The sequence below is a fragment of the Stenotrophomonas sp. genome (assembly GCF_036662295.1).
Taxonomy (GTDB): Bacteria; Pseudomonadota; Gammaproteobacteria; order Xanthomonadales; family Xanthomonadaceae; genus Stenotrophomonas.
Window position 1 is genome coordinate 1 of record NZ_JAVWXA010000078.1, and the last position, 18,202, is coordinate 18,202.

Here is an 18,202-nt window from a genome sequence, read left to right on the forward strand (position 1 = left end):
TAGCACGCGGTCAGCAGATAGCCACCCGTAGGTGCCTCCCAGTCCAGCATTTCGCCGGCACAGAACACGCCGGGCACTGCCCGCAGCATCAAGCCCTCATCCATCGCATCCAGGCGCACGCCACCGGCGGTGCTGATCACTTCGGCGATCGGGCGCGGTCGCAACGGGCCCAGCGGCAGTCGCTTCAGGGCGGCGGCAATGGCGTCGGCCGGGCGCTGCCCAGCGTCCTTGCCCAGCACCTCGAACAGCAGCGCCGACTTCACCCCACCCAGGCCCAACTGGCGACGCAGGTGTTCGCCGAAACTGCGGCCCTGGCGCGGCCGCTGCAGCTTGTCCAGCACCTGCGCTTCGGTCTGCCCCGGCAGCAGGTCCAGCTGAAGCTGCACCTGGCCATCGCGGGCCAGCGTGTCGCGCAGGTCGGCGGCCATCGCATACACCAGGCTGCCTTCGATGCCGTCGGCAGTGATCACGCACTCGCCCTGCTGCACGCAGGCCTGGCCATCCAGCGACGTCCAGTGGGCCACCACCGGCTTCAACGGTGCCCCGGCCTGGCGCTCGCGGAAGTACGCGCTCCATTCCAGGTCGAAACCGCAGTTGGCCGGCTTCAGCGGGGCCAATTTGATCCCGCGCGCGGCCAGCGGTTCCACCCACGCCGCGTCCGAGCCCAGCTCAGGCCAGCTGCCGCCGCCCATTGCCAGCACCACCGCGTCGGCAACCACGCGCACCGGGCCCTCGGGCGTGTGCATAAGCAGTGCACCGTCGGCGTCCCAACCGGTCCAGCGGTGCTGCACGTGCAGGCGCATGCCCTGTTCCTTCAGCCGGCGCACCCAGCCGCGCAGCAGCGGCGCGGCCTTGCGATCGACCGGAAACACCCGGCCGGAACTGCCGACGTAGGTCTCCACGCCAAAGCCCTGCGCCCACGCCCGCAGCGCCGGGCCGTCGAAGTCGGCCAGCCAGCGGCCCACCTCGGCGGCGCGCTCGCGGTAGCGCGAGACGAACAGGGCCGACGGATCGGAGTGGGTCAGGTTCAACCCCCCCTTGCCGGCGATCAGGAACTTGCGCCCCGGCGATCCCTTGGCCTCGTAAACATCGACCTGGTGGCCGGCCGCGCGCACGGTTTCAGCCGCCATCAGCCCGGCCGGGCCGCCGCCGATGATCGCCACGCGCCGTGGCGCGCTGTCTGGACTACGCATGCAGCAGACTCAGTTCGGGGTGACGTCGAGCAGCTCGACATCGAACACCAGCGACGCGCCGGGCTGGATCGGGCCGGCGCCGCGATCGCCGTAGCCGAAGGCCGGCGGGATCATCAGCGTGCGCTTGCCGCCCACCTTCATGCCGGCAAACCCTTCGTCCCAGCCCTTGATGACCTGGCCCTTGCCGAGGTCGAAGGTGAACGGCTCGCCGCGGTCCACCGAGCTGTCGAACTTCTCGCCGTGCTTGTCGGCGGCGTGCTCGTTGTAGATCCAGCCGGTGTAATGCACGGTCACCTTGCTGCCCGGGGTGGCCTCGGCGCCGTTGCCCGGCTGGGTGTCGATCTTCTCGAACTGCGTGAGGGTGCCCCCCGGCGGCGGGCCGGGCGGGGTGCAGCCGGCCAGCGCCAGCAGCATCAGGGGAGCAAGCAGGTAGGACGACAGACGAGGCATGACGGCTCCGGATCGCAAAAACGGGACGCAAGGGTAGCGCATCGTCGGGCGCTATCATGGGCGCATGTCGAAACTGCTGCTCAACCTGCGCAACGTCGCGGACGATGAAATCCAGGACGTGACCGCCCTGCTGGACCAGGCGGGCATCGCCCACTACCGCACCGAGCCCAGCCCCTGGGGCATCTCCTGGGGCGGGATCTGGCTGCGTGATGACGCCGACCAGCCGCGCGCCAAGGCGCTGATGGCCGAGTACCAGCAGGCCCGGGGCGTGCGCGTGCGCGCCGAGCGGCAGGCCGCGCTGCGCGATGGCACCGCCGAGACCTTCGGCAGCCTGCTGCAGCGCCGGCCGCTGTTCGTGGTGGCGGTGCTGCTGGGCATGCTGGCCGCCGCCGCCCTGGTGCTGCTGCCCTTCATGCTGCTGCGCGGCTGAACCGCCCCGCCGCCCGGGCCGGGCAGCGCGGCGGTCGGGATTTATAATGGGCGCATGATCGCCAATACCGCCGCCTACCACTTCACCCCCGTCACCGACCCGGACGCGCTGTGCGCCACGCTGCGCGCACGCGCGGAAGCGGCCGACCTGCGTGGCACGATCCTGGTGGCGGGCGAGGGCATCAACCTGTTCCTGGCCGGCGCGCCGGCCGGGATCGAGGCCTTCTACGCCGCGCTGCATGCCGACCCGCGCTTTGCCGACATGCGGGTCAAGACCAGCACCAGCCAGGGCCAGCCGTTTGCGCGGCTCAAGGCCAAGGTCAAGCCGGAGATCATCAGTTTCCGTATCGCCGATGGCCAGCCGCTGGCGTTTCCGCGTGCCCCGGCCGTCGATCCGGCCACCGTGCAGCGTTGGCTGCGCCAGGGGCATGACGACGCCGGCAAGCCGGTGGTGATGCTGGACACCCGCAACACCCAGGAGGTGGCCTACGGCACCTTCCAGGATGCGCTGGTGCTGCCGATCACCCGCTTCACCGACCTGCCCGAGGCGCTGGCACCGCACCGCGATGCCCTGCGCGACAGCACCGTGGTCAGTTTCTGCACCGGCGGCATCCGCTGCGAAAAGGCCGCGCTGTGGATGCGCAACGATGGGATGGACAACGTGCTGCAGCTCGAGGGCGGCATCCTGGGCTACTTCGAGGCCGTCGGCGGCGAAGGCTACGAGGGCCGCTGTTTCGTGTTCGACGAGCGCGTGGCGCTGGACGACCAGCTGCAACCGCTGGTGGACGGATCGGCCACCGCGGCCGCCTGAGCCGGACGCGCCGCCACGCCGCGCGCCACCGGCCGGGGCGCCTCACGCACCCGAACCGCAGGAATCAGCATCCCGCCACCGGCACTGGCGGGTGGCCAGCCCGGCCCCATGTCAGGGGGATATCTCCTGGAGGCAACGCGTTCATGCAATTGTCGATTCTTGACCTGGCCCCGGTCTGCGAGGGCAGCGACACCACCCAGGCCTTCGCCAACATGCTGGACCTGGCCCAGCATGCCGAAGGCTGGGGCTTCCACCGGTACTGGCTGGCCGAACACCACAACATGCCGGGCATCGCCAGCGCCGCCACCGCGGTGCTGATCGGGCATGTGGCTGGCGGCACCCGGCGCATCCGCGTGGGTGCCGGCGGCATCATGCTGCCCAACCACTCCCCGCTGCAGGTGGCCGAGCAGTTCGGCACGCTGGCCTCGCTCTATCCGGACCGCATCGACCTCGGCCTGGGCCGCGCCCCCGGCACCGACCAGCCCACCGCGCGTGCGCTGCGCCGCTACTTCGACAGTGCCGACCAGTTCCCCCAGGACGTGCGCGAGCTGCTGCATTACTTCGAGCCGGCGCAGCCTGGCCAGGCCGTGCGCGCCGTGCCCGGTGCCGGCATCCCGGTGCCGGTCTGGCTGCTCGGCTCGAGCCTGTTCAGTGCGCGCCTGGCCGCCGCCATGGGCCTGCCGTTCGCCTTCGCCTCGCACTTCGCCCCCGATGCGATGGACCAGGCGTTGGCGGTCTACCGCAGCGAGTTCCGCCGCTCGGCGTACCTGGAGGCCCCCTACGCGGTGCTCGGCCTGAACGTGGTCGCCGCCGAATCCGAGGCCGAAGCCAAGCGCCTGTTCACCACCCAGCAGCAGAGCTTCGTCAACCTGCGCCGCGGCCTGCCCGGCCTGATCCCGCCGCCGATCGAGGACATCGAAGCGTTCTGGCAGCCGCACGAAAAGATCGGCGTGCAGAACGCGCTGGCCTGCGCCGTGGTGGGCGACGTCCGCCAGGTGGGCGAGGGCATGGCCGCGTTTGCCGCGCGCCACAAGCCGGATGAAATCCTGCTCACCGCCAACATCTACGACCACGCCGCGCGCAAGCGCTCGTTCGGCCTGGCGATGCAGGCATGGAAGGCCAACGCATAACGGCACGGTAGCGCTACCCCATGGGTGGCTGCACCCGTTCACCGTTCCACACACCCACCTTCGAAGCGTCCTGCGAAGGCCGCGTGACCACCCGGTTCACGCGGCCATGGCTGCCGATCGGCTGTGATGGGGCTCCCGTTCCAGGAGTCACCCCCATGGCAGAGCAGGATCGCCAGCAGCACATCAAACAACTGGCCGGCATGATTGCCGACGTGGACATCGCCATGTTCACCACCGTCGGCGTCGATGGCCGTCTGTACAGCCGCCCGCTCGGCACCCAGGAAGTGGAGTTCGACGGTGACCTGTGGTTCGCCACCGCCGCCGACAGCCCCAAGGTGGCCGAGATCGCGCTCAATCCGCGCGTCAACGTCTCCTACTCCTCACCCTCGGGCAACACCTATGTGTCCGTTGCCGGCACCGCCCGCGTGGTCGATGACCGCGCCAAGATCGAAGAACTGTGGTCACCGGCGATGAAGCTGTTCTTCCCCGGCGGCAAGGACGATCCGAACCTGCGCCTGATCCACGTCAGCGCCGAATCGGCCGAGTACTGGGACGGCCCCGGTGGCCTGCTGGGCAGCGCCCTGTATTTCGTGCTGTCGGCCGTCACCGACGACCCGGGCGCGTTGTCCGATACTGGTACGGTGGACCTCAAGCCGGGTCAGTAAGCCAGCGCCGGTGCCGGCCATGGCCCGGCACCGGCAGCTGCCGACCGTCGGTCGGCACGCCGCTCAGAACCAACGCTGGACCTGCTCCATCGTATAGCTCACCAACTGCCCCGAACTGAAGCCGAAGAACACCACCGCCGCCACCGCGCCGATCCAGTTCAACAGCATCAACACCCCATCCCGTTCCAGCAGCGCCAGCGCGAACAACAGCAGCTGGAAGCCGAACAGGTAGTTGGTGAACGGAATCGGCAGCGACAGCAGCACCGCCACCAGGATCAGCAGCAGGCCGGTGAAGGCATGCGCGGGGTAGGGCACCAGCAACGCCGGCAGGCGCGGCTTGAGCAGCTTGTCCAGCCGCCGCAGCGGCCGGTCGATCCGCGCCAGGAAGCGATGCATGGTCCCGCGCCGGGGCCCGCGCCCGGCGATGAACCGCGGCAGCCACGGGCGGCGCATGCCGAACAGCATCTGCGCGCCGATCAGCACGATCAACGGCCCGCTCACCGCCCCGGCCACGCCCGGGATCGGGATGAACGCCGGCAGGATCGCCACGAACAGGAACACGCCGAACGCGCTCTGCTGCAGGTCGCGCAGGATCGTGCCCAGCAGCAGCCGGTGCTCGGGATCGCCGCGGTCGAACATCGCCAGCAGCGTGCGGATACCCTCGTTGCGGTACGCGTCCCGGCCCGGCTCCGGCGGGGGATCAGCCGGTGAGTTCATCGGTCTCTTCTTCGGACAGCGTGCGCAGCAGCAGCTTGTCCACCCGCGCACCGTCCAGGTCGACGATCTCGATGCGCCAGCCGGCCCAGTCGAAATACTCGCCCGCGTGCGGGATGCGCCCGAAGTAATGGATGCACATGCCGGCCAGCGTGTAGTAGTCGCCATCCTCGGCGTCGGGCAGCTCGGCGTTGCCCATCAGCTCGCGCAGGTCTTCGATCGACAGCGAGCCATCGACCAGGAACGAGCCGTCCTCGCGCGTCACCACCAGCGCGTCCTCGTCCACGTTCTCCACCGACTGCAGGCGCCCGACCACCGCGCCCATCAGGTCGCTGATGGTCACCAGGCCCTGGATCTCGCCGTATTCGTCCACCACCAGCGCCATCGACTGCTGTTCTTCGCGGAAGATCTCCAGCAGCTTCATCGCATGGGTGGACTCGGACACGTACAGCGGCTCGCGCAGGTGCTGGAACAGCGAGTGGTCATCGCGCACCAGGCGCGTCACCAGGCTCTTGACCTCCAGCACGCCCACGATGTCCTGGTCGTTGTCGCGGTATACCGGGTAGCGCGAGAACTCGTTCTCGCGCATGGTGGCGATGTTCTTCTCCGGGTCGGCGGCGGTGTCCAGCCAGGCGATCCGGTTGCGTGGGGTCATCAGGCTGTCGGCGGTGCGGTCGCCCAGGCGCATCACCCGGTTCATCATGTCCCGCTCATGCGTATCGATCACGCCGGCCTCGTGGCTTTCGGCCACCAGCATGCGGATTTCCTCTTCGGTCACCGACGCCGCCTCGTCCTTGCCCAGGCCCAGCACGCGCAGCACCAGGCGGGTGGTATGGGAAAGCAGCCATACGGCGGGGAAGGCGATGCGCGCCAACCCGCTCATGGGCAGCGCGACGAGGCCGGCGATGTCCTCCGAACGGGTGATCGCCAGCCGCTTGGGCACCAGTTCGCCGAAGATCAGCGTCAGGAACGTGATCAGGGCCACGGCCAGGGTCTTGCCGATCAGGGCCGACCACGGCTGCGGCTCCCCGAACAGCGGGAACGGCGCGGACAGGGCCGGGAACATCTGCTGCAGGTGCACGGCGATGGCATTGCCGATCGCATCGCCACCGTAGACGCCGGTCAGGATGCCGATCAGGGTGATCCCGATCTGGACCGTGGACAGGAAGCTTTCCGGCTTCTCGGACAGCTCCAGCGCGCGCTCGGCCCGCTTGCTGGTCGCGGCCATCTGCTTGAGGCGGCTCTTGCGCGAGGTCATGACCGACATCTCGGACATGGCAAAGAAGCCGTTGAGCAGGATCAAGGCCAGGACAATAATCAGTTCAAACACGGGCGTCGTCCCCGGTTGGTGGCAGGGAGGGCGTGTTCAAGCGGTGGCGGCTACCGGAGGGCGCGTCAGCGCGGCGGTGCGGCGGGGGGGTAGGGTCGTCGTCCATAGAGTGCGCCCGAAGGCGCCCGCGCATCTTAACAAAAGGCCGGGGCAGGGAGGCAACCAGCGTCGTTCAGGCGGGGGCGCGGCGGCGTGAAGACAGGGGGGAGTACCCGGAACGGACATCAAACCGTCATAATTCCGTCCGGTGCCGTCCTTCCTCGACGGCGAATAGGTTTCTCAATGTTCTCTCTGCAGACCATTTTCGGCTCCGGCAAACAGTTCTACACCCTGCTGGACGAGGCTGCCCAGGCCGCCCAGGACAGCGCCAAGGCGCTGCACGCGATGCTGCGCGAAGCCGACCGCCAGCCGGCGCTGGACGCCTTCAAGCTGGCCCGCCTGCGCGAGCGCGCGGCCTCGGACAAGATCAGCCAGGCGCTGGTGGACAGCTTCATGACCCCCATCGAGCGCGAGGACATCGAGGCGCTGGGGTCGGCGCTGTACAAGATCCCCAAGCAGGTGGAGAAGTTCGCCGACCGCTATTCGCTGGCCACCAAGCACCTGGAGCACATCGATTTCGCGCCGCGCGCGGCGATGCTCGAACAGGCCGCCAGCGTGGTGGTGGAGATGGTGGGCGACCTGCGCCACATGAACCTGGACCGGATGACCGCGCTCAACGAGAAGCTGCGCTCGCTGGAGAACGAAGCGGACCGCCTGATGCTCGAGCTGTACCGCGACATCTATTCCGGCCGCCTGGACAACCTGCAGATGTTCCTGCTCAAGGAGTTCTTCGAGATCCTGGAAAAAGCCATCGACCGCTGCCGCGAGGCCGGCGTGGTGGCGTACCAGATCGTGCTGAAGAACAGCTGACGGACGCCACAGCATGCTGACCCTTGTCCTGGTGGTGATCCTGGCCGCGCTCGTCTTCGAGTTCATCAACGGCTTCCACGATACCGCCAACTCCATCGCCACCGTGGTGGCGACCAAAGTGCTCTCGCCCGGCTGGGCGGTGATGCTCGCGGCGTTCATGAACCTCATCGGTGCCCTGACCGGCACCGCGGTGGCGCTGACCATCGCCTCGGGCCTGCTCAACACCAACGTGGTCGACGTCACCCCGCAGGTGATCCTGTGCGCGCTGCTGGGCGGCATCATCTGGAACCTGATCACCTGGTGGAAGGGCCTGCCGTCCTCGTCCTCCCACGCCCTGATCGGCGGCCTCTGCGGTGCCGGCCTGGCCGCGGCCCACAACAACTGGGACGCGCTGATCTGGTCCGAGCGCATCGGCACCTGGGCCCAGAACAAGGGCCTGCTGTGGAAGGTGTTCCTGCCCATGATCACCTCCCCGATCGCCGGCTTCCTGCTCGGCATCGTGGTGATGCTGCTGCTGTGGGCGATCATCGCCGGCATGGCCAAGGCCGGTGGCTGGCTCGGCCGCCTGGCCCGCCCGCGCATCGTCAACGCCTTCTTCGGCAAGGCCCAGATCGTGTCCGCGGCGTACATGGGCTTCGCCCACGGCCACAACGACGCGCAGAAGACCATGGGCATCATCGCCATGACCCTGATCGGCGCCGAGGCGACCGGTGCACTGGACGACCTGCCGTCGTGGCTGGCCTTCATGCACCCCGATGCCAGCACCGGTGACGGCATCGCGATGTGGATCGTGCTCACCTGCGCGGTGGTGATGGCGGCCGGTACGGCGTCGGGTGGCTGGAAGATCATCAAGACCCTGGGTCACAAGATGGTCAAGCTGCACCCCATCCACGGCTTCGCCGCCGAGACCAGCTCGGCCACCATCCTCACCCTGGCGGCACATTTCGGCATGCCGGTCTCCACCACCCACAGCATCTCCACCGCGATCATGGGCGTGGGCTACGCCAAGAACCCGCGCTCGCTGCGCTTCGGCGTGATCGAGCGTATCGTCTGGGCCTGGATCCTCACCATCCCGGCGGCAGGCGGCTGCGCCTACCTGATCCTGCGCCTGTTCGAACTGTTCGGCTGGGCGTAACGCGCCTGGCCGTCGCGCACCGGGCATTGCCCGTCCGCACCGGAAAGCCCGCCGAAAGGCGGGTTTTTCGTAGGCGCGAGCAGTACATGCGCCTGGCATGCCCGCGAAATGCAGGAGGCAGGAAGCAGAACGTAGAACGTAGAGCGCAGGTACGGTCGCGCCCCAGCCGACTGCCGTGAACCCCTGCCGCCCCGATATCGGCATGGACATGATCGGCATCCGCGCAAATTGACCGACAGGATGTTGTTCGAAGGTCATGCCATCACCGAACGTTGCGCCGGCATCGGCAGTCGGCTGGGGCGCGACCCTACCGGGGTCGCCATTGCACCGGGCCGCCCCGCACCCCCAACCGTACCCGCTCCCCATGTGCGCAAGGCGCTCGCGCGCCTGTGCTCCACCCTCGCCATTCCCCAAAAAAAACCCGCCAAAAAGGCGGGCTTCTTCCAAACCATCAACCCACCCGCGATCAAACCTCCAACGAGGCCAGATCGCCCTTGTTCTCCAGCCACTGCTTGCGGTCGCCGGCACGCTTCTTGGCCAGCAGCATGTCCATCAACGCGCTGGTCTGCTCGCCATCGTCCACCGTCAACTGCACCAGGCGCCGGGTATCGGGATGGATCGTCGACTCGCGCAACTGGGGCGGATTCATCTCGCCCAGGCCCTTGAAGCGCGTCACGCTCACCGCACCCTTGATCTTCTCGCGTTCGATCTTGTCCAGCAGCGTCCGCTTCTCTTCCTCGTCCAGCGCGTAGAACACCTGCTTGCCCACGTCGATACGGAACAGCGGCGGCATCGCCACGAACACGTGGCCCGCATCCACCAGCGCCGGGAAATGCTTCAGGAACAGCGCCGTCAGCAGCGTCGCGATATGCAGCCCGTCCGAATCGGCGTCGGCCAGGATCACCACCTTCCCGTAGCGCAGCCCGCTGATGTCCTCCTTGCCCGGATCACAGCCGATCGCGATCGCCAGGTTGTGCACTTCCTCCGAGGCCAGCACGCTCCCCGACGACACTTCCCACGTATTGAGGATCTTCCCGCGCAGCGGCATGATCGCCTGGAAATCCTTGTCGCGCGCCTGCTTCGCACTGCCGCCGGCCGAGTCGCCTTCCACCAGGAACAGCTCGGTGCGCGACAGGTCCTGGCTGATGCAGTCTGCCAGCTTGCCCGGCAGGGCAGGGCCCTGGGTCACCTTCTTGCGCGTCACCAGCTTTTCGGTCTTCAGCCGCGCACTCGCGCGCTCGATCGCCAGCTGCGCGATCTTCTCGCCCATCTCCACGTTCTGGTTGAGCAGCAGGCTGAACGCATCATGCGCGGCCCCCTCCACGAACCCGGCCGCCTGGCGCGAGGACAACCGCTCCTTGGTCTGGCCGCTGAACTGCGGGTCGGTCATCTTCAGCGACAGCACGAACGACACCCGGTCCCACACATCTTCCGGTGCCAGCTTCACCCCGCGCGGCAGCAGGTTGCGGAAATCGCAGAACTCGCGCAGCGCCTCGGTCAGGCCCGTGCGCAGGCCGTTGGCGTGCGTCCCGTGCTGCGCCGTCGGAATCAGGTTGACGTAGCTTTCCTGGACCAGCTCGCCCTCCGGCAGCCAGGCCAGGGCCCAGTCCACCACCTCGTTTTCCTTCTTCAGGTGGCCCACGAACAGGTCCGCCGGCAGCATCTCGCGCTCGCCCAGCTCGGCCTTCAGGTAGTCGCTCAGGCCATCCTCGAAGTACCAGCTGTCCTGCTCGTCGGTGGCCTCATCGCGCAGCTTCACGGTCAGCCCGGGGCACAGCACGGCCTTGGCGCGCAGCAGGTGGCGCAGCGCCCGCAGGTTGTACTTGGGCGTGTCGAAATACTTCGGATCAGCCCAGAAGCGCACGCGCGTACCGGTGTTCTTCTTGCCCACGCTGCCTACCACTTCCAGCGGGGTGGCGCGGTCGCCATCACGGAAGGTGATGCGGTGTTCGCTGCCGTCGCGCCGGATGTGCACTTCCACCAGGGTCGACAGCGCATTCACCACGCTCACGCCCACGCCGTGCAGGCCGCCGGAGAAGGTGTAGTTCTTGTTGTTGAACTTGCCGCCGGCGTGCAGGCGGGTGAGGATCAGTTCCACGCCGGGGATCTTCTCCTCCGGATGGATGTCCACCGGCATGCCGCGGCCGTCATCGCTGACCTCGCAGCTGCCGTCCTTGTACAGGGTGACCTCGACCGTCCGGGCATGCCCGGCCAGGGCCTCGTCCACGGCATTGTCGATCACCTCCTGCGCCAGATGGTTCGGGCGCGCGGTGTCGGTGTACATGCCTGGGCGGCGCTTGACCGGGTCCAGGCCGGACAGGACTTCAATATCGGCGGCGTTATAGCGGGCGTTCATCTGTCTTCATAAAGCGCAAAGCGACGGCGAAGTTTGCGGTCTGGGCGGTTTTTTTGCACGCCACACGTTCAGGGGCCGGCCGACCAGGGTTGGATACACTGTCTCCCGTCCCAAGCCGAGACCGCGAGGAGTGCCTCCATGAAGAAGTTGCTGACCGTCATCGCCATTGCCGCCGCCGTCGTGGCCGTGCCGCTGGCCATGGCCCAGAACGCCGGACAGGGCCAGCCCGCGCCGCAGCAGGGCGAGCAGGCCGACAAGGCGCAGGCCGAGGCCGACGCCAAGGCCAAGCGCCGGGCCCAGGCCACCGCCGACATGAAGGCCAAGGGCGAGCAGGCCCCGCAGAAGGAAGAAGAGGAAGAGGCGAAGAAGAAGCGCTGACCGCTTCTGCCCCGCCAACGGACGCCCCGGCACTGCCGGGGCGTCTTTTTTTTGTGAAGGCCCCGCCCCGGCGCTTGGGGTTGGGGCCTTCAATCTGTAAACTAGCGCTTTCCGGGAGCAGTGCGTGTCATCCATCAGCGAATGGACTGGCCTGATCGTGCGCGATCGCCAGCAGGGTAGGCAGGAGGTGACGGTCCATTCAGCGACCGGCACGGCCAACCCGACCTCGCCGACCGGCCTGCCCATCGCCTCCCTGATCCCGCCCCCGGCGCGCGTGTCCTCCCGCCGCCTGTGGCCCGATCACCCCCGATTTCCCCTTCACGCCGTCCGTCGCCCCCGCGCCGGCGTCGTTTTCCCCTTCCTGACAGGACACCCCCAGCCATGACTCCCTTGATCTTCGTAACCGGCGGCGTAGTGTCCTCGCTCGGCAAAGGCATTGCCGCCGCGTCACTTGCCTCCATCCTCGAAGCCCGTGGCCTGAAGGTCACGATGATGAAGCTCGACCCCTACATCAACGTCGACCCGGGCACCATGAGCCCGTTCCAGCACGGCGAGGTGTATGTCACCGACGACGGCGCCGAGACCGACCTGGACCTGGGCCACTACGAGCGCTTCGTCCGCACCCGCCTGAGCCGCAAGAACTCGGTCACCACCGGCCGCATCTACGAGAACGTGATCCGCAAGGAGCGCCGCGGCGACTACCTGGGCGCCACCGTGCAGGTCATTCCGCACATCACCGATGAGATCCGCCGCTGCATGGACGAGGCCACCGAAGGCTTCGACGTGGCGCTGGTGGAGATCGGCGGCACCGTGGGCGACATCGAGTCGCTGCCGTTCCTGGAGGCGATCCGCCAGGTGCGCACCGAGCGCGGCCCGGAGAAGGCGCTGTTCATGCACCTGACCCTGGTGCCCTACATCGCCGCCGCCGGCGAGCTGAAGACCAAGCCGACCCAGCACTCGGTCAAGGAACTGCGCTCGATCGGCATCCAGCCGGACGTGCTGCTGTGCCGGTCCGAGCAGGTGGTGCCCGATTCGGAGCGCCGCAAGATCGCCCAGTTCACCAACGTCTCCGAACGCGCGGTGATCAGCGTGCCCGACGTGGACGTGCTGTACCGCATCCCGATGGGCCTGCACGAACAGGGCCTGGACGACATCGTCATCAACCAGTTCAAGCTCGGCGACGAGGCCGGCCCGGCCGACCTGCACGAGTGGGAAGCGGCGGTGGATGCCACCCTGCACCCGCTGGACGAGGTCACCATCGCGGTGGTCGGCAAGTACGTGGACCACCAGGATGCCTACAAGTCCGTCGGCGAGGCGCTCAAGCACGGCGGCCTGCGCCAGCGCACCAAGGTCAACCTGAAGTGGCTGGAAGCGCAGGACCTGGAAGGCAGCGACATGGGCGCGCTGAAGGATGTCGACGGCATCCTGGTGCCCGGCGGCTTCGGTGACCGTGGTTTCGAGGGCAAGGTGCTCACCTCGCAGTTCGCCCGCGAACAGAACGTGCCGTACTTCGGCATCTGCTACGGCATGCAGGCCGCGGTGGTGGATTACGCCCGCCACGTTGCCGGCCTGGACGGCGCCAACAGCACCGAGAACGACCGCCAGTCGCCCAATCCGGTGATCGGCCTGATCACCGAATGGCGCACCGCCGCCGGCGACGTGGAAAAGCGCGATGACAAGAGCGACCTGGGCGGCACCATGCGCCTGGGCCTGCAAGAGCAGCGCCTGAAGCCGGGCACCCTGGCCCGCGAGCTGTACGGCAAGGACGTGGTGTCCGAGCGCCACCGCCACCGTTACGAGTTCAACAACCGCTACCGCACCCAGCTGGAAGATGCCGGGCTGGTGATCGCCGGCAAGTCGATGGATGACACGCTGGTGGAAGTGGTGGAGCTGCCGCGCACGGCGCACCCGTGGTTCCTGGCGTGCCAGGCGCACCCGGAGTTCCTGTCCACCCCGCGCGACGGCCACCCGCTGTTCATCGGCTTCATCCGCGCCGCGCGCGAGCGCAAGGCCGGCGGCGCGCTGGACGCAGGCGCCTGAGCGCGCACGGCGCCGGTCGCCCCTCCCGGCGGCCGGCATGAGCCAGGATCCGTGGGCGGCGCTGGAAGCGCGCCGCCAGCGCCGGCACTGGCGCGCCTGGCCGTGGGGCTGGGCGGCGCTGCTGCTGTCCCTCGGCGCGTGGGCCTGCACGTTCATGCTCACCGTGCTGGTGATGGCCAGCGTCGGCATGCCCGGCGATGGCAGCCATGCCATGCAGGCCACTGCGCCTTACCTCACCGTCACCCTCGTGCTGGGCGCGACCACGTTGCTGGGCAGCGTCATCGCCAGCGTGCTGGCCCTGCGCCTGCATCGCCAGGCCGGTGGCGGGGTGGCGGCGCTGCTGTTGAACGTCCTGCTGCTGGCGGTGCTGCTGGTGCCCGCCGTGCTCTAGGGCACGCGCCCGGTCCCGGTCGCCTGCCGATTTGGCAAGCGGCAGGTGGATGGCGATAATCACGCGGCAGCTTTTCAGCGCTCCTTTTTTGGCGTTTCCCCTTCCTGACTGGTAACCGGCCCGCTATGACCACGATCCGCAGCATCCACGCCCGTGAAATCCTCGACAGCCGTGGCAATCCCACGCTGGAAGCCGACGTCATCCTCGAGGACGGTTCGTTCGGCCGCGCCGCGGTTCCCTCCGGCGCCTCCACCGGCACCAAGGAAGCGGTCGAGCTGCGTGACGGCGACAAGACCCGTTACCTGGGCAAGGGCGTGCGCAACGCCGTGGCCAACGTCAACACCACCATCGCCTCGGCCCTGACCGGCTTTGATGCCGCCGACCAGGCCGGGCTGGACCGCCGCCTGATCGACCTGGACGGCACCGAGAACAAGGGCCGCCTGGGCGCCAACGCGCTGCTGGCCGTGTCCATGGCCACCGCCCATGCCGCCGCCGCCGCCAACAAGCAGGCGCTGTGGCAGTACCTGGCCGCCAAGACTGGTGCGACCCCGTCGCTGCCGGTGCCGATGATGAACATCATCAACGGCGGCGCGCACGCCGACAACAACGTCGATTTCCAGGAATTCATGGTGCTGCCGGTCGGCTTCAGCTCGTTCTCCGAGTCGCTGCGTGCCGGTACCGAAATCTTCCATTCGCTCAAGTCCGTCCTCAAGGGCCACGGCCTGAGCACGGCGGTGGGCGATGAGGGCGGCTTCGCGCCGGACTTCCGCAGCAACGTCGAAGCGCTGGACACCATCCTCGAGGCGATCGGCAAGGCCGGCTACACCGCCGGCGAAGACGTGCTGCTGGGCCTGGACGTGGCCTCCAGCGAGTTCTACGAGAACGGCAAGTACAACCTGGTCGGCGAGAACAAGCGCCTGACCTCGGACCAGTTCGTGGACTTCCTGGCCGACTGGGCCGCCCAGTACCCGATCATCAGCATCGAAGACGGCCTGGCCGAGAACGACTGGGCCGGCTGGAAGCTGCTCACCGACCGCATCGGCAAGAAGGTGCAGCTGGTCGGCGATGACCTGTTCGTGACCAACCCCAGGATCTTCAAGGAAGGCATCGACTCGGGCACCGCCAACGCGATCCTGATCAAGGTCAACCAGATCGGCACCCTGACCGAGACCCTGGAAGCCATCGCCATGGCGCAGGCCGCCAACTACGCTGCGGTGGTTTCCCACCGTTCGGGCGAAACCGAAGACACCACCATCGCCGACATCGCCGTGGCCACCACCGCCACCCAGATCAAGACCGGCTCGCTGTGCCGCAGCGACCGCGTGGCCAAGTACAACCAGCTGCTGCGCATCGAAGAAGCCCTCGGTGCCGGTGCGCGTTACGCCGGTCGTGACGCGTTCGTGTCGCTGAAGCGCTGATCCCATGCGCAACTGGCGCTGGATGCTGTTGCTGCTCGCCCTGTTGCTGGCGTGGCTGCAGTATCGCTTCTGGTTCGGCCCGGGCAATTCAGGGGAAGTGATGTCCCTGGAGGCCCAGGTCGCCAGCCAGCAGCGCGACAACGCCGGTCTTCAGCAGCGCAATGATGCGTTGGCCGCCGAGGTCAAGGACCTCAAGGAAGGCCAGGCGGCCATCGAGGAGCGCGCCCGCAGCGAGCTGGGCATGATCAAGCCCGGCGAGAAGTTCTACCGCGTGGTCGAAGATGCCCCGGTCGCGCCTGCGCGCGCGCCGGTGGCGATCGATCCGGATGCGCCGCACCCGGACGTGCCCTGATGGGCACGGTCTGGGCCGTGGTGCCGGCCGCCGGTCGCGGCACCCGCTTTGGCGGCGAGATTCCCAAGCAATACCTGCTGGCCGGCGACCGCGTGTTGCTGGCCCACACCCTGGAGGCGTTGCTGACGCACCCGGTGGTGGCCGGGGTCATGGTGGTCGTCGCCGAGGGCGACACCGACTGGCCCGGCTGGCAGTCGCTGGCCGGCAAGCCGATCCTCACCTGCACCGGTGGCGCCACCCGCGCCAGCTCGGTGCTGGCCGGGTTGCAGGCCTTGCCCGACAGCGTGCGTGCCGATGATTTCGTGCTGGTCCATGACGCCGCCCGGCCCAACCTGGCCGCCGCCGACCTGGGCCGGTTGCTGGAGGTGGGGCGCAACGACCCGATCGGGGCGATCCTCGCCGCGCCGGTGCGCGATACCCTCAAGCGCGCCGGCGACGATGGTGGCATCGATGCCACCGAGCCCCGCGCCCGCCTGTGGCGCGCCCTGACCCCGCAGTTGTTCCGTCGCCACCAGTTGGCGCGCGCACTGCAGGAGGCCGCCGCCGCCGGGGTCGAGGTCACCGACGACGCCATGGCGATGGAGCGGCAGGGGCTGCGCCCGTTGCTGGTGGAAGGCAGTGAAGACAACTTCAAGGTCACCACCCCGGCCGATCTGTCCCGTTTCCTATTCGAGCTGTCGCGCCGCGGATAAGCCCTCCGCGCGCATGGCCACCACTGCAGGTTTTTGCCATGAACACGCCTCCATTTCCTCCGGTCCGGATCGGGCAGGGTTACGACGTCCACGCCTTCGGTGATGGCGACCACCTCATGCTGGGCGGCGTGCGCGTCGCGCACACCTGCGGCGTCCTGGCCCACAGCGATGGCGATGTGGTCCTGCACGCCTTGTGCGATGCCATGCTGGGTGCCCTGTCGCTGGGCGACATCGGCCAGCATTTCCCGCCGTCGGACATGCGCTGGAAGGATGCCGACAGCAGCCGCTTCCTGGCCCATTGCAACCAATTGCTGCGCGAACGCGGCTGGCAGGTCGGCAATACCGACATCACCGTGATCTGCGAGCGGCCCAAGGTCGGCCCGCACGCGCTGGCCATGCGCGAACGCATCGCCGACGTGCTGGGCATCGCCCTGGATGCGGTCAGCGTCAAGGCCACCACCTCGGAGAAGCTGGGCTTCACCGGGCGTGGGGAAGGCATCGCCGCCCAGGCCGTGGTGCTGTTGGTGGCCCTGTGATCCCGCTGCCGCTGGCCTTTGGCGCGCCGCTGCTGAGCGCCAGGATCCGGACCACGCCGGAGGATTTCCAGGTGGATGAGCTGCCGGCGTTCGAGCCGAGCGGGGAGGGCGAGCACCTGCTGCTCACCCTGCGCAAGCGCGGGGCCAACACCGTGCACGTGGCCAAGGTGCTGGCGCGCTGGGCCGGGCTGCCGGACATGGCGGTCAGCTATGCCGGCATGAAGGACCGCCACGCCGTCACCACCCAGCGCTTCAGCGTGCACCTGCCCAAGCGGATCGCGCCGGACCCCGCCCTGCTGGCCTCCGATGAGATCGAGGTGGTCGAATCGACCTGGCATAACCGCAAGCTGCAGCGGGGTGCATTGGCCGGCAACCGGTTCAAGCTGGTCCTTCGCGACGTGCAGGGCGATGCGGCGGCCATCGACGAGCGCCTGTCGCTGATCGCCGCGCGCGGCCTGCCCAACTGGTTCGGCGAACAGCGTTTTGGTCGCGACGGCGGCAACGTGCCGGCCGCGCTGGCCATGTTCGGCGGCCGTCGGATGCGCCCGGACCAGCGCTCGCTGCTGCTCTCGGCGGCGCGCTCGGCCTTGTTCAACCAGGTGTTGGCCGAACGCCTGGCCCAGGGCAGCTGGGACACGCCGCTGGATGGGGAGGTGTGGATGCTCGACGGCAGCCGCAGCGTGTTCGGCCCCGAGCCCTTCACCGACCTGCTGGCCGACCGCCTCGGCCGTTTCGACATCCACCCCAGCGGCCCGTTGTGGGGCGAGGGCGAGCTGCGCAGCACCGGCGCGGCCGCCGCACTGGAACTGGGCGCCATCAGCGACGAGCAGTCGCTGGCCCTGCGCGCCGGCCTGGAGGGCGCCCGCCTGAAGCAGGAGCGCCGCGCGTTGCGCCTGCGCCCGGCCACGCTGCAGCACCAGTGGCTGCAGCCGGACGTCCTCGAACTCAGCTTCGCCCTGCCGCCGGGCTGCTATGCCACCGCCGTCCTGCACGAACTGGGACCGGTGGAAGACGCCAGCCAGGCCGCACCCGCGGCGGAGTGACCCTTGATCACCGTTAGCGCCACGCCATGCGTGGCTGCTCTCCATTCCGGCACCGCGCGCAGCCACCCATGGGGTGGCTCTACCCCCGGGGCATGACGCGCCGCGATGGGCGTCGGTCCGAACATCCGAGGCGGGGTGCGCGATGGGCGAACCTCCGAAAATCTTCCGGCAATCGCCGGTAGCAACTGTCTTGTCAGTGGTAGCCGAGGGCGACCTCGGCATCCCGCTTG

At 68.4% G+C, this 18,202-nt stretch carries 19 protein-coding genes; 14 read left to right on the forward strand and 5 right to left on the reverse strand.

Annotated elements, in window-relative coordinates; translation table 11 throughout:
• A partial coding sequence (locus RSA25_RS14215; protein ID WP_332809505.1) for a TIGR03862 family flavoprotein occupies nucleotides 1-1,193 on the reverse strand: 1,193 nt, incomplete at its 3' end.
• Between the two features lie 9 nt (nucleotides 1,194-1,202).
• Entirely contained in the window at nucleotides 1,203-1,643 is a 441-nt protein-coding gene (locus RSA25_RS14220; RefSeq protein WP_332809506.1) for an FKBP-type peptidyl-prolyl cis-trans isomerase, read from the reverse strand.
• A gap of 64 nt (nucleotides 1,644-1,707) precedes the next feature.
• Here RSA25_RS14220 and RSA25_RS14225 point away from each other — a divergent pair, with 64 nt between their 5' ends.
• The 4 genes from RSA25_RS14225 to RSA25_RS14240 all read left to right on the forward strand — a co-directional run bounded on the left by RSA25_RS14225 (nucleotide 1,708) and on the right by RSA25_RS14240 (nucleotide 4,678).
• Complete coding sequence (locus RSA25_RS14225; RefSeq protein WP_332809507.1) at nucleotides 1,708-2,073, forward strand: DUF6164 family protein; 366 nt, start codon at nucleotides 1,708-1,710, stop codon at nucleotides 2,071-2,073.
• 54 nt (nucleotides 2,074-2,127) lie between these two features.
• Nucleotides 2,128-2,883: a sulfurtransferase gene (locus tag RSA25_RS14230; RefSeq protein ID WP_332809508.1), complete on the forward strand. Its 756-nt coding sequence runs from the start codon at nucleotides 2,128-2,130 to the stop codon at nucleotides 2,881-2,883.
• A gap of 143 nt (nucleotides 2,884-3,026) precedes the next feature.
• Complete coding sequence (locus tag RSA25_RS14235; RefSeq protein WP_332809509.1) at nucleotides 3,027-4,013, forward strand: LLM class flavin-dependent oxidoreductase; 987 nt, start codon at nucleotides 3,027-3,029, stop codon at nucleotides 4,011-4,013.
• A gap of 155 nt (nucleotides 4,014-4,168) precedes the next feature.
• Nucleotides 4,169-4,678, forward strand: a complete 510-nt coding sequence (locus tag RSA25_RS14240; RefSeq protein WP_332809510.1) for a pyridoxamine 5'-phosphate oxidase family protein — start codon at nucleotides 4,169-4,171, stop codon at nucleotides 4,676-4,678.
• A gap of 63 nt (nucleotides 4,679-4,741) precedes the next feature.
• Here RSA25_RS14240 and RSA25_RS14245 read toward each other — a convergent pair whose 3' ends face one another.
• Entirely contained in the window at nucleotides 4,742-5,395 is a 654-nt protein-coding gene (locus RSA25_RS14245; RefSeq protein WP_332809511.1) for an exopolysaccharide biosynthesis protein, read from the reverse strand.
• Entirely contained in the window at nucleotides 5,379-6,722 is a 1,344-nt protein-coding gene (locus RSA25_RS14250; RefSeq protein WP_332809512.1) for a hemolysin family protein, read from the reverse strand. Before RSA25_RS14250 ends, RSA25_RS14245 begins: the two co-directional genes overlap by 17 nt.
• Before the next feature lie 282 nt (nucleotides 6,723-7,004).
• Here RSA25_RS14250 and RSA25_RS14255 point away from each other — a divergent pair, with 282 nt between their 5' ends.
• Both RSA25_RS14255 and RSA25_RS14260 read left to right on the forward strand, forming a co-directional pair.
• On the forward strand, nucleotides 7,005-7,631 hold the full coding sequence (locus RSA25_RS14255; RefSeq protein ID WP_259204513.1) for a DUF47 family protein: 627 nt from the start codon (nucleotides 7,005-7,007) through the stop codon (nucleotides 7,629-7,631).
• 13 nt (nucleotides 7,632-7,644) lie between these two features.
• Entirely contained in the window at nucleotides 7,645-8,766 is a 1,122-nt protein-coding gene (locus RSA25_RS14260; protein ID WP_332809513.1) for an inorganic phosphate transporter, read from the forward strand.
• 466 nt (nucleotides 8,767-9,232) lie between these two features.
• On the opposite strand, the gene parE is transcribed toward RSA25_RS14260, so the two are convergent.
• Nucleotides 9,233-11,122: a DNA topoisomerase IV subunit B gene (gene parE, locus RSA25_RS14265; protein ID WP_332809514.1), complete on the reverse strand. Its 1,890-nt coding sequence runs from the start codon at nucleotides 11,120-11,122 to the stop codon at nucleotides 9,233-9,235.
• Nucleotides 11,123-11,260: 138 nt separating this feature from the next.
• Between parE and RSA25_RS14270 the strand changes: the two genes are divergently transcribed.
• The 8 genes from RSA25_RS14270 to truD all read left to right on the forward strand — a co-directional run bounded on the left by RSA25_RS14270 (nucleotide 11,261) and on the right by truD (nucleotide 17,972).
• Nucleotides 11,261-11,500, forward strand: a complete 240-nt coding sequence (locus RSA25_RS14270) for a hypothetical protein (protein ID WP_332809515.1) — start codon at nucleotides 11,261-11,263, stop codon at nucleotides 11,498-11,500.
• A 381-nt stretch (nucleotides 11,501-11,881) separates the two neighbouring features.
• Entirely contained in the window at nucleotides 11,882-13,540 is a 1,659-nt protein-coding gene (locus RSA25_RS14275) for a CTP synthase (RefSeq protein WP_332809516.1), read from the forward strand.
• 37 nt (nucleotides 13,541-13,577) lie between these two features.
• Complete coding sequence (locus RSA25_RS14280; protein WP_332809517.1) at nucleotides 13,578-13,931, forward strand: hypothetical protein; 354 nt, start codon at nucleotides 13,578-13,580, stop codon at nucleotides 13,929-13,931.
• Nucleotides 13,932-14,056: 125 nt separating this feature from the next.
• Complete coding sequence (eno, locus tag RSA25_RS14285) at nucleotides 14,057-15,349, forward strand: phosphopyruvate hydratase (protein ID WP_332809518.1); 1,293 nt, start codon at nucleotides 14,057-14,059, stop codon at nucleotides 15,347-15,349.
• Between the two features lie 4 nt (nucleotides 15,350-15,353).
• Nucleotides 15,354-15,701: a cell division protein FtsB gene (gene ftsB, locus RSA25_RS14290; protein WP_332809519.1), complete on the forward strand. Its 348-nt coding sequence runs from the start codon at nucleotides 15,354-15,356 to the stop codon at nucleotides 15,699-15,701.
• A complete protein-coding gene (ispD, locus tag RSA25_RS14295) occupies nucleotides 15,698-16,393 on the forward strand; it encodes a 2-C-methyl-D-erythritol 4-phosphate cytidylyltransferase (RefSeq protein WP_332809522.1) in 696 nt (231 codons plus the stop codon). Before ftsB ends, ispD begins: the two co-directional genes overlap by 4 nt.
• A 38-nt stretch (nucleotides 16,394-16,431) precedes the next feature.
• Nucleotides 16,432-16,929 carry a 2-C-methyl-D-erythritol 2,4-cyclodiphosphate synthase gene (gene ispF / locus RSA25_RS14300; protein WP_332809520.1) on the forward strand — a complete coding sequence of 166 codons (498 nt, stop codon included), beginning with the start codon at nucleotides 16,432-16,434 and terminating at the stop codon, nucleotides 16,927-16,929.
• Complete coding sequence (gene truD, locus RSA25_RS14305) at nucleotides 16,926-17,972, forward strand: tRNA pseudouridine(13) synthase TruD (RefSeq protein ID WP_332809521.1); 1,047 nt, start codon at nucleotides 16,926-16,928, stop codon at nucleotides 17,970-17,972. Before ispF ends, truD begins: the two co-directional genes overlap by 4 nt.
• Nucleotides 17,973-18,202: the final 230 nt, after the last annotated feature.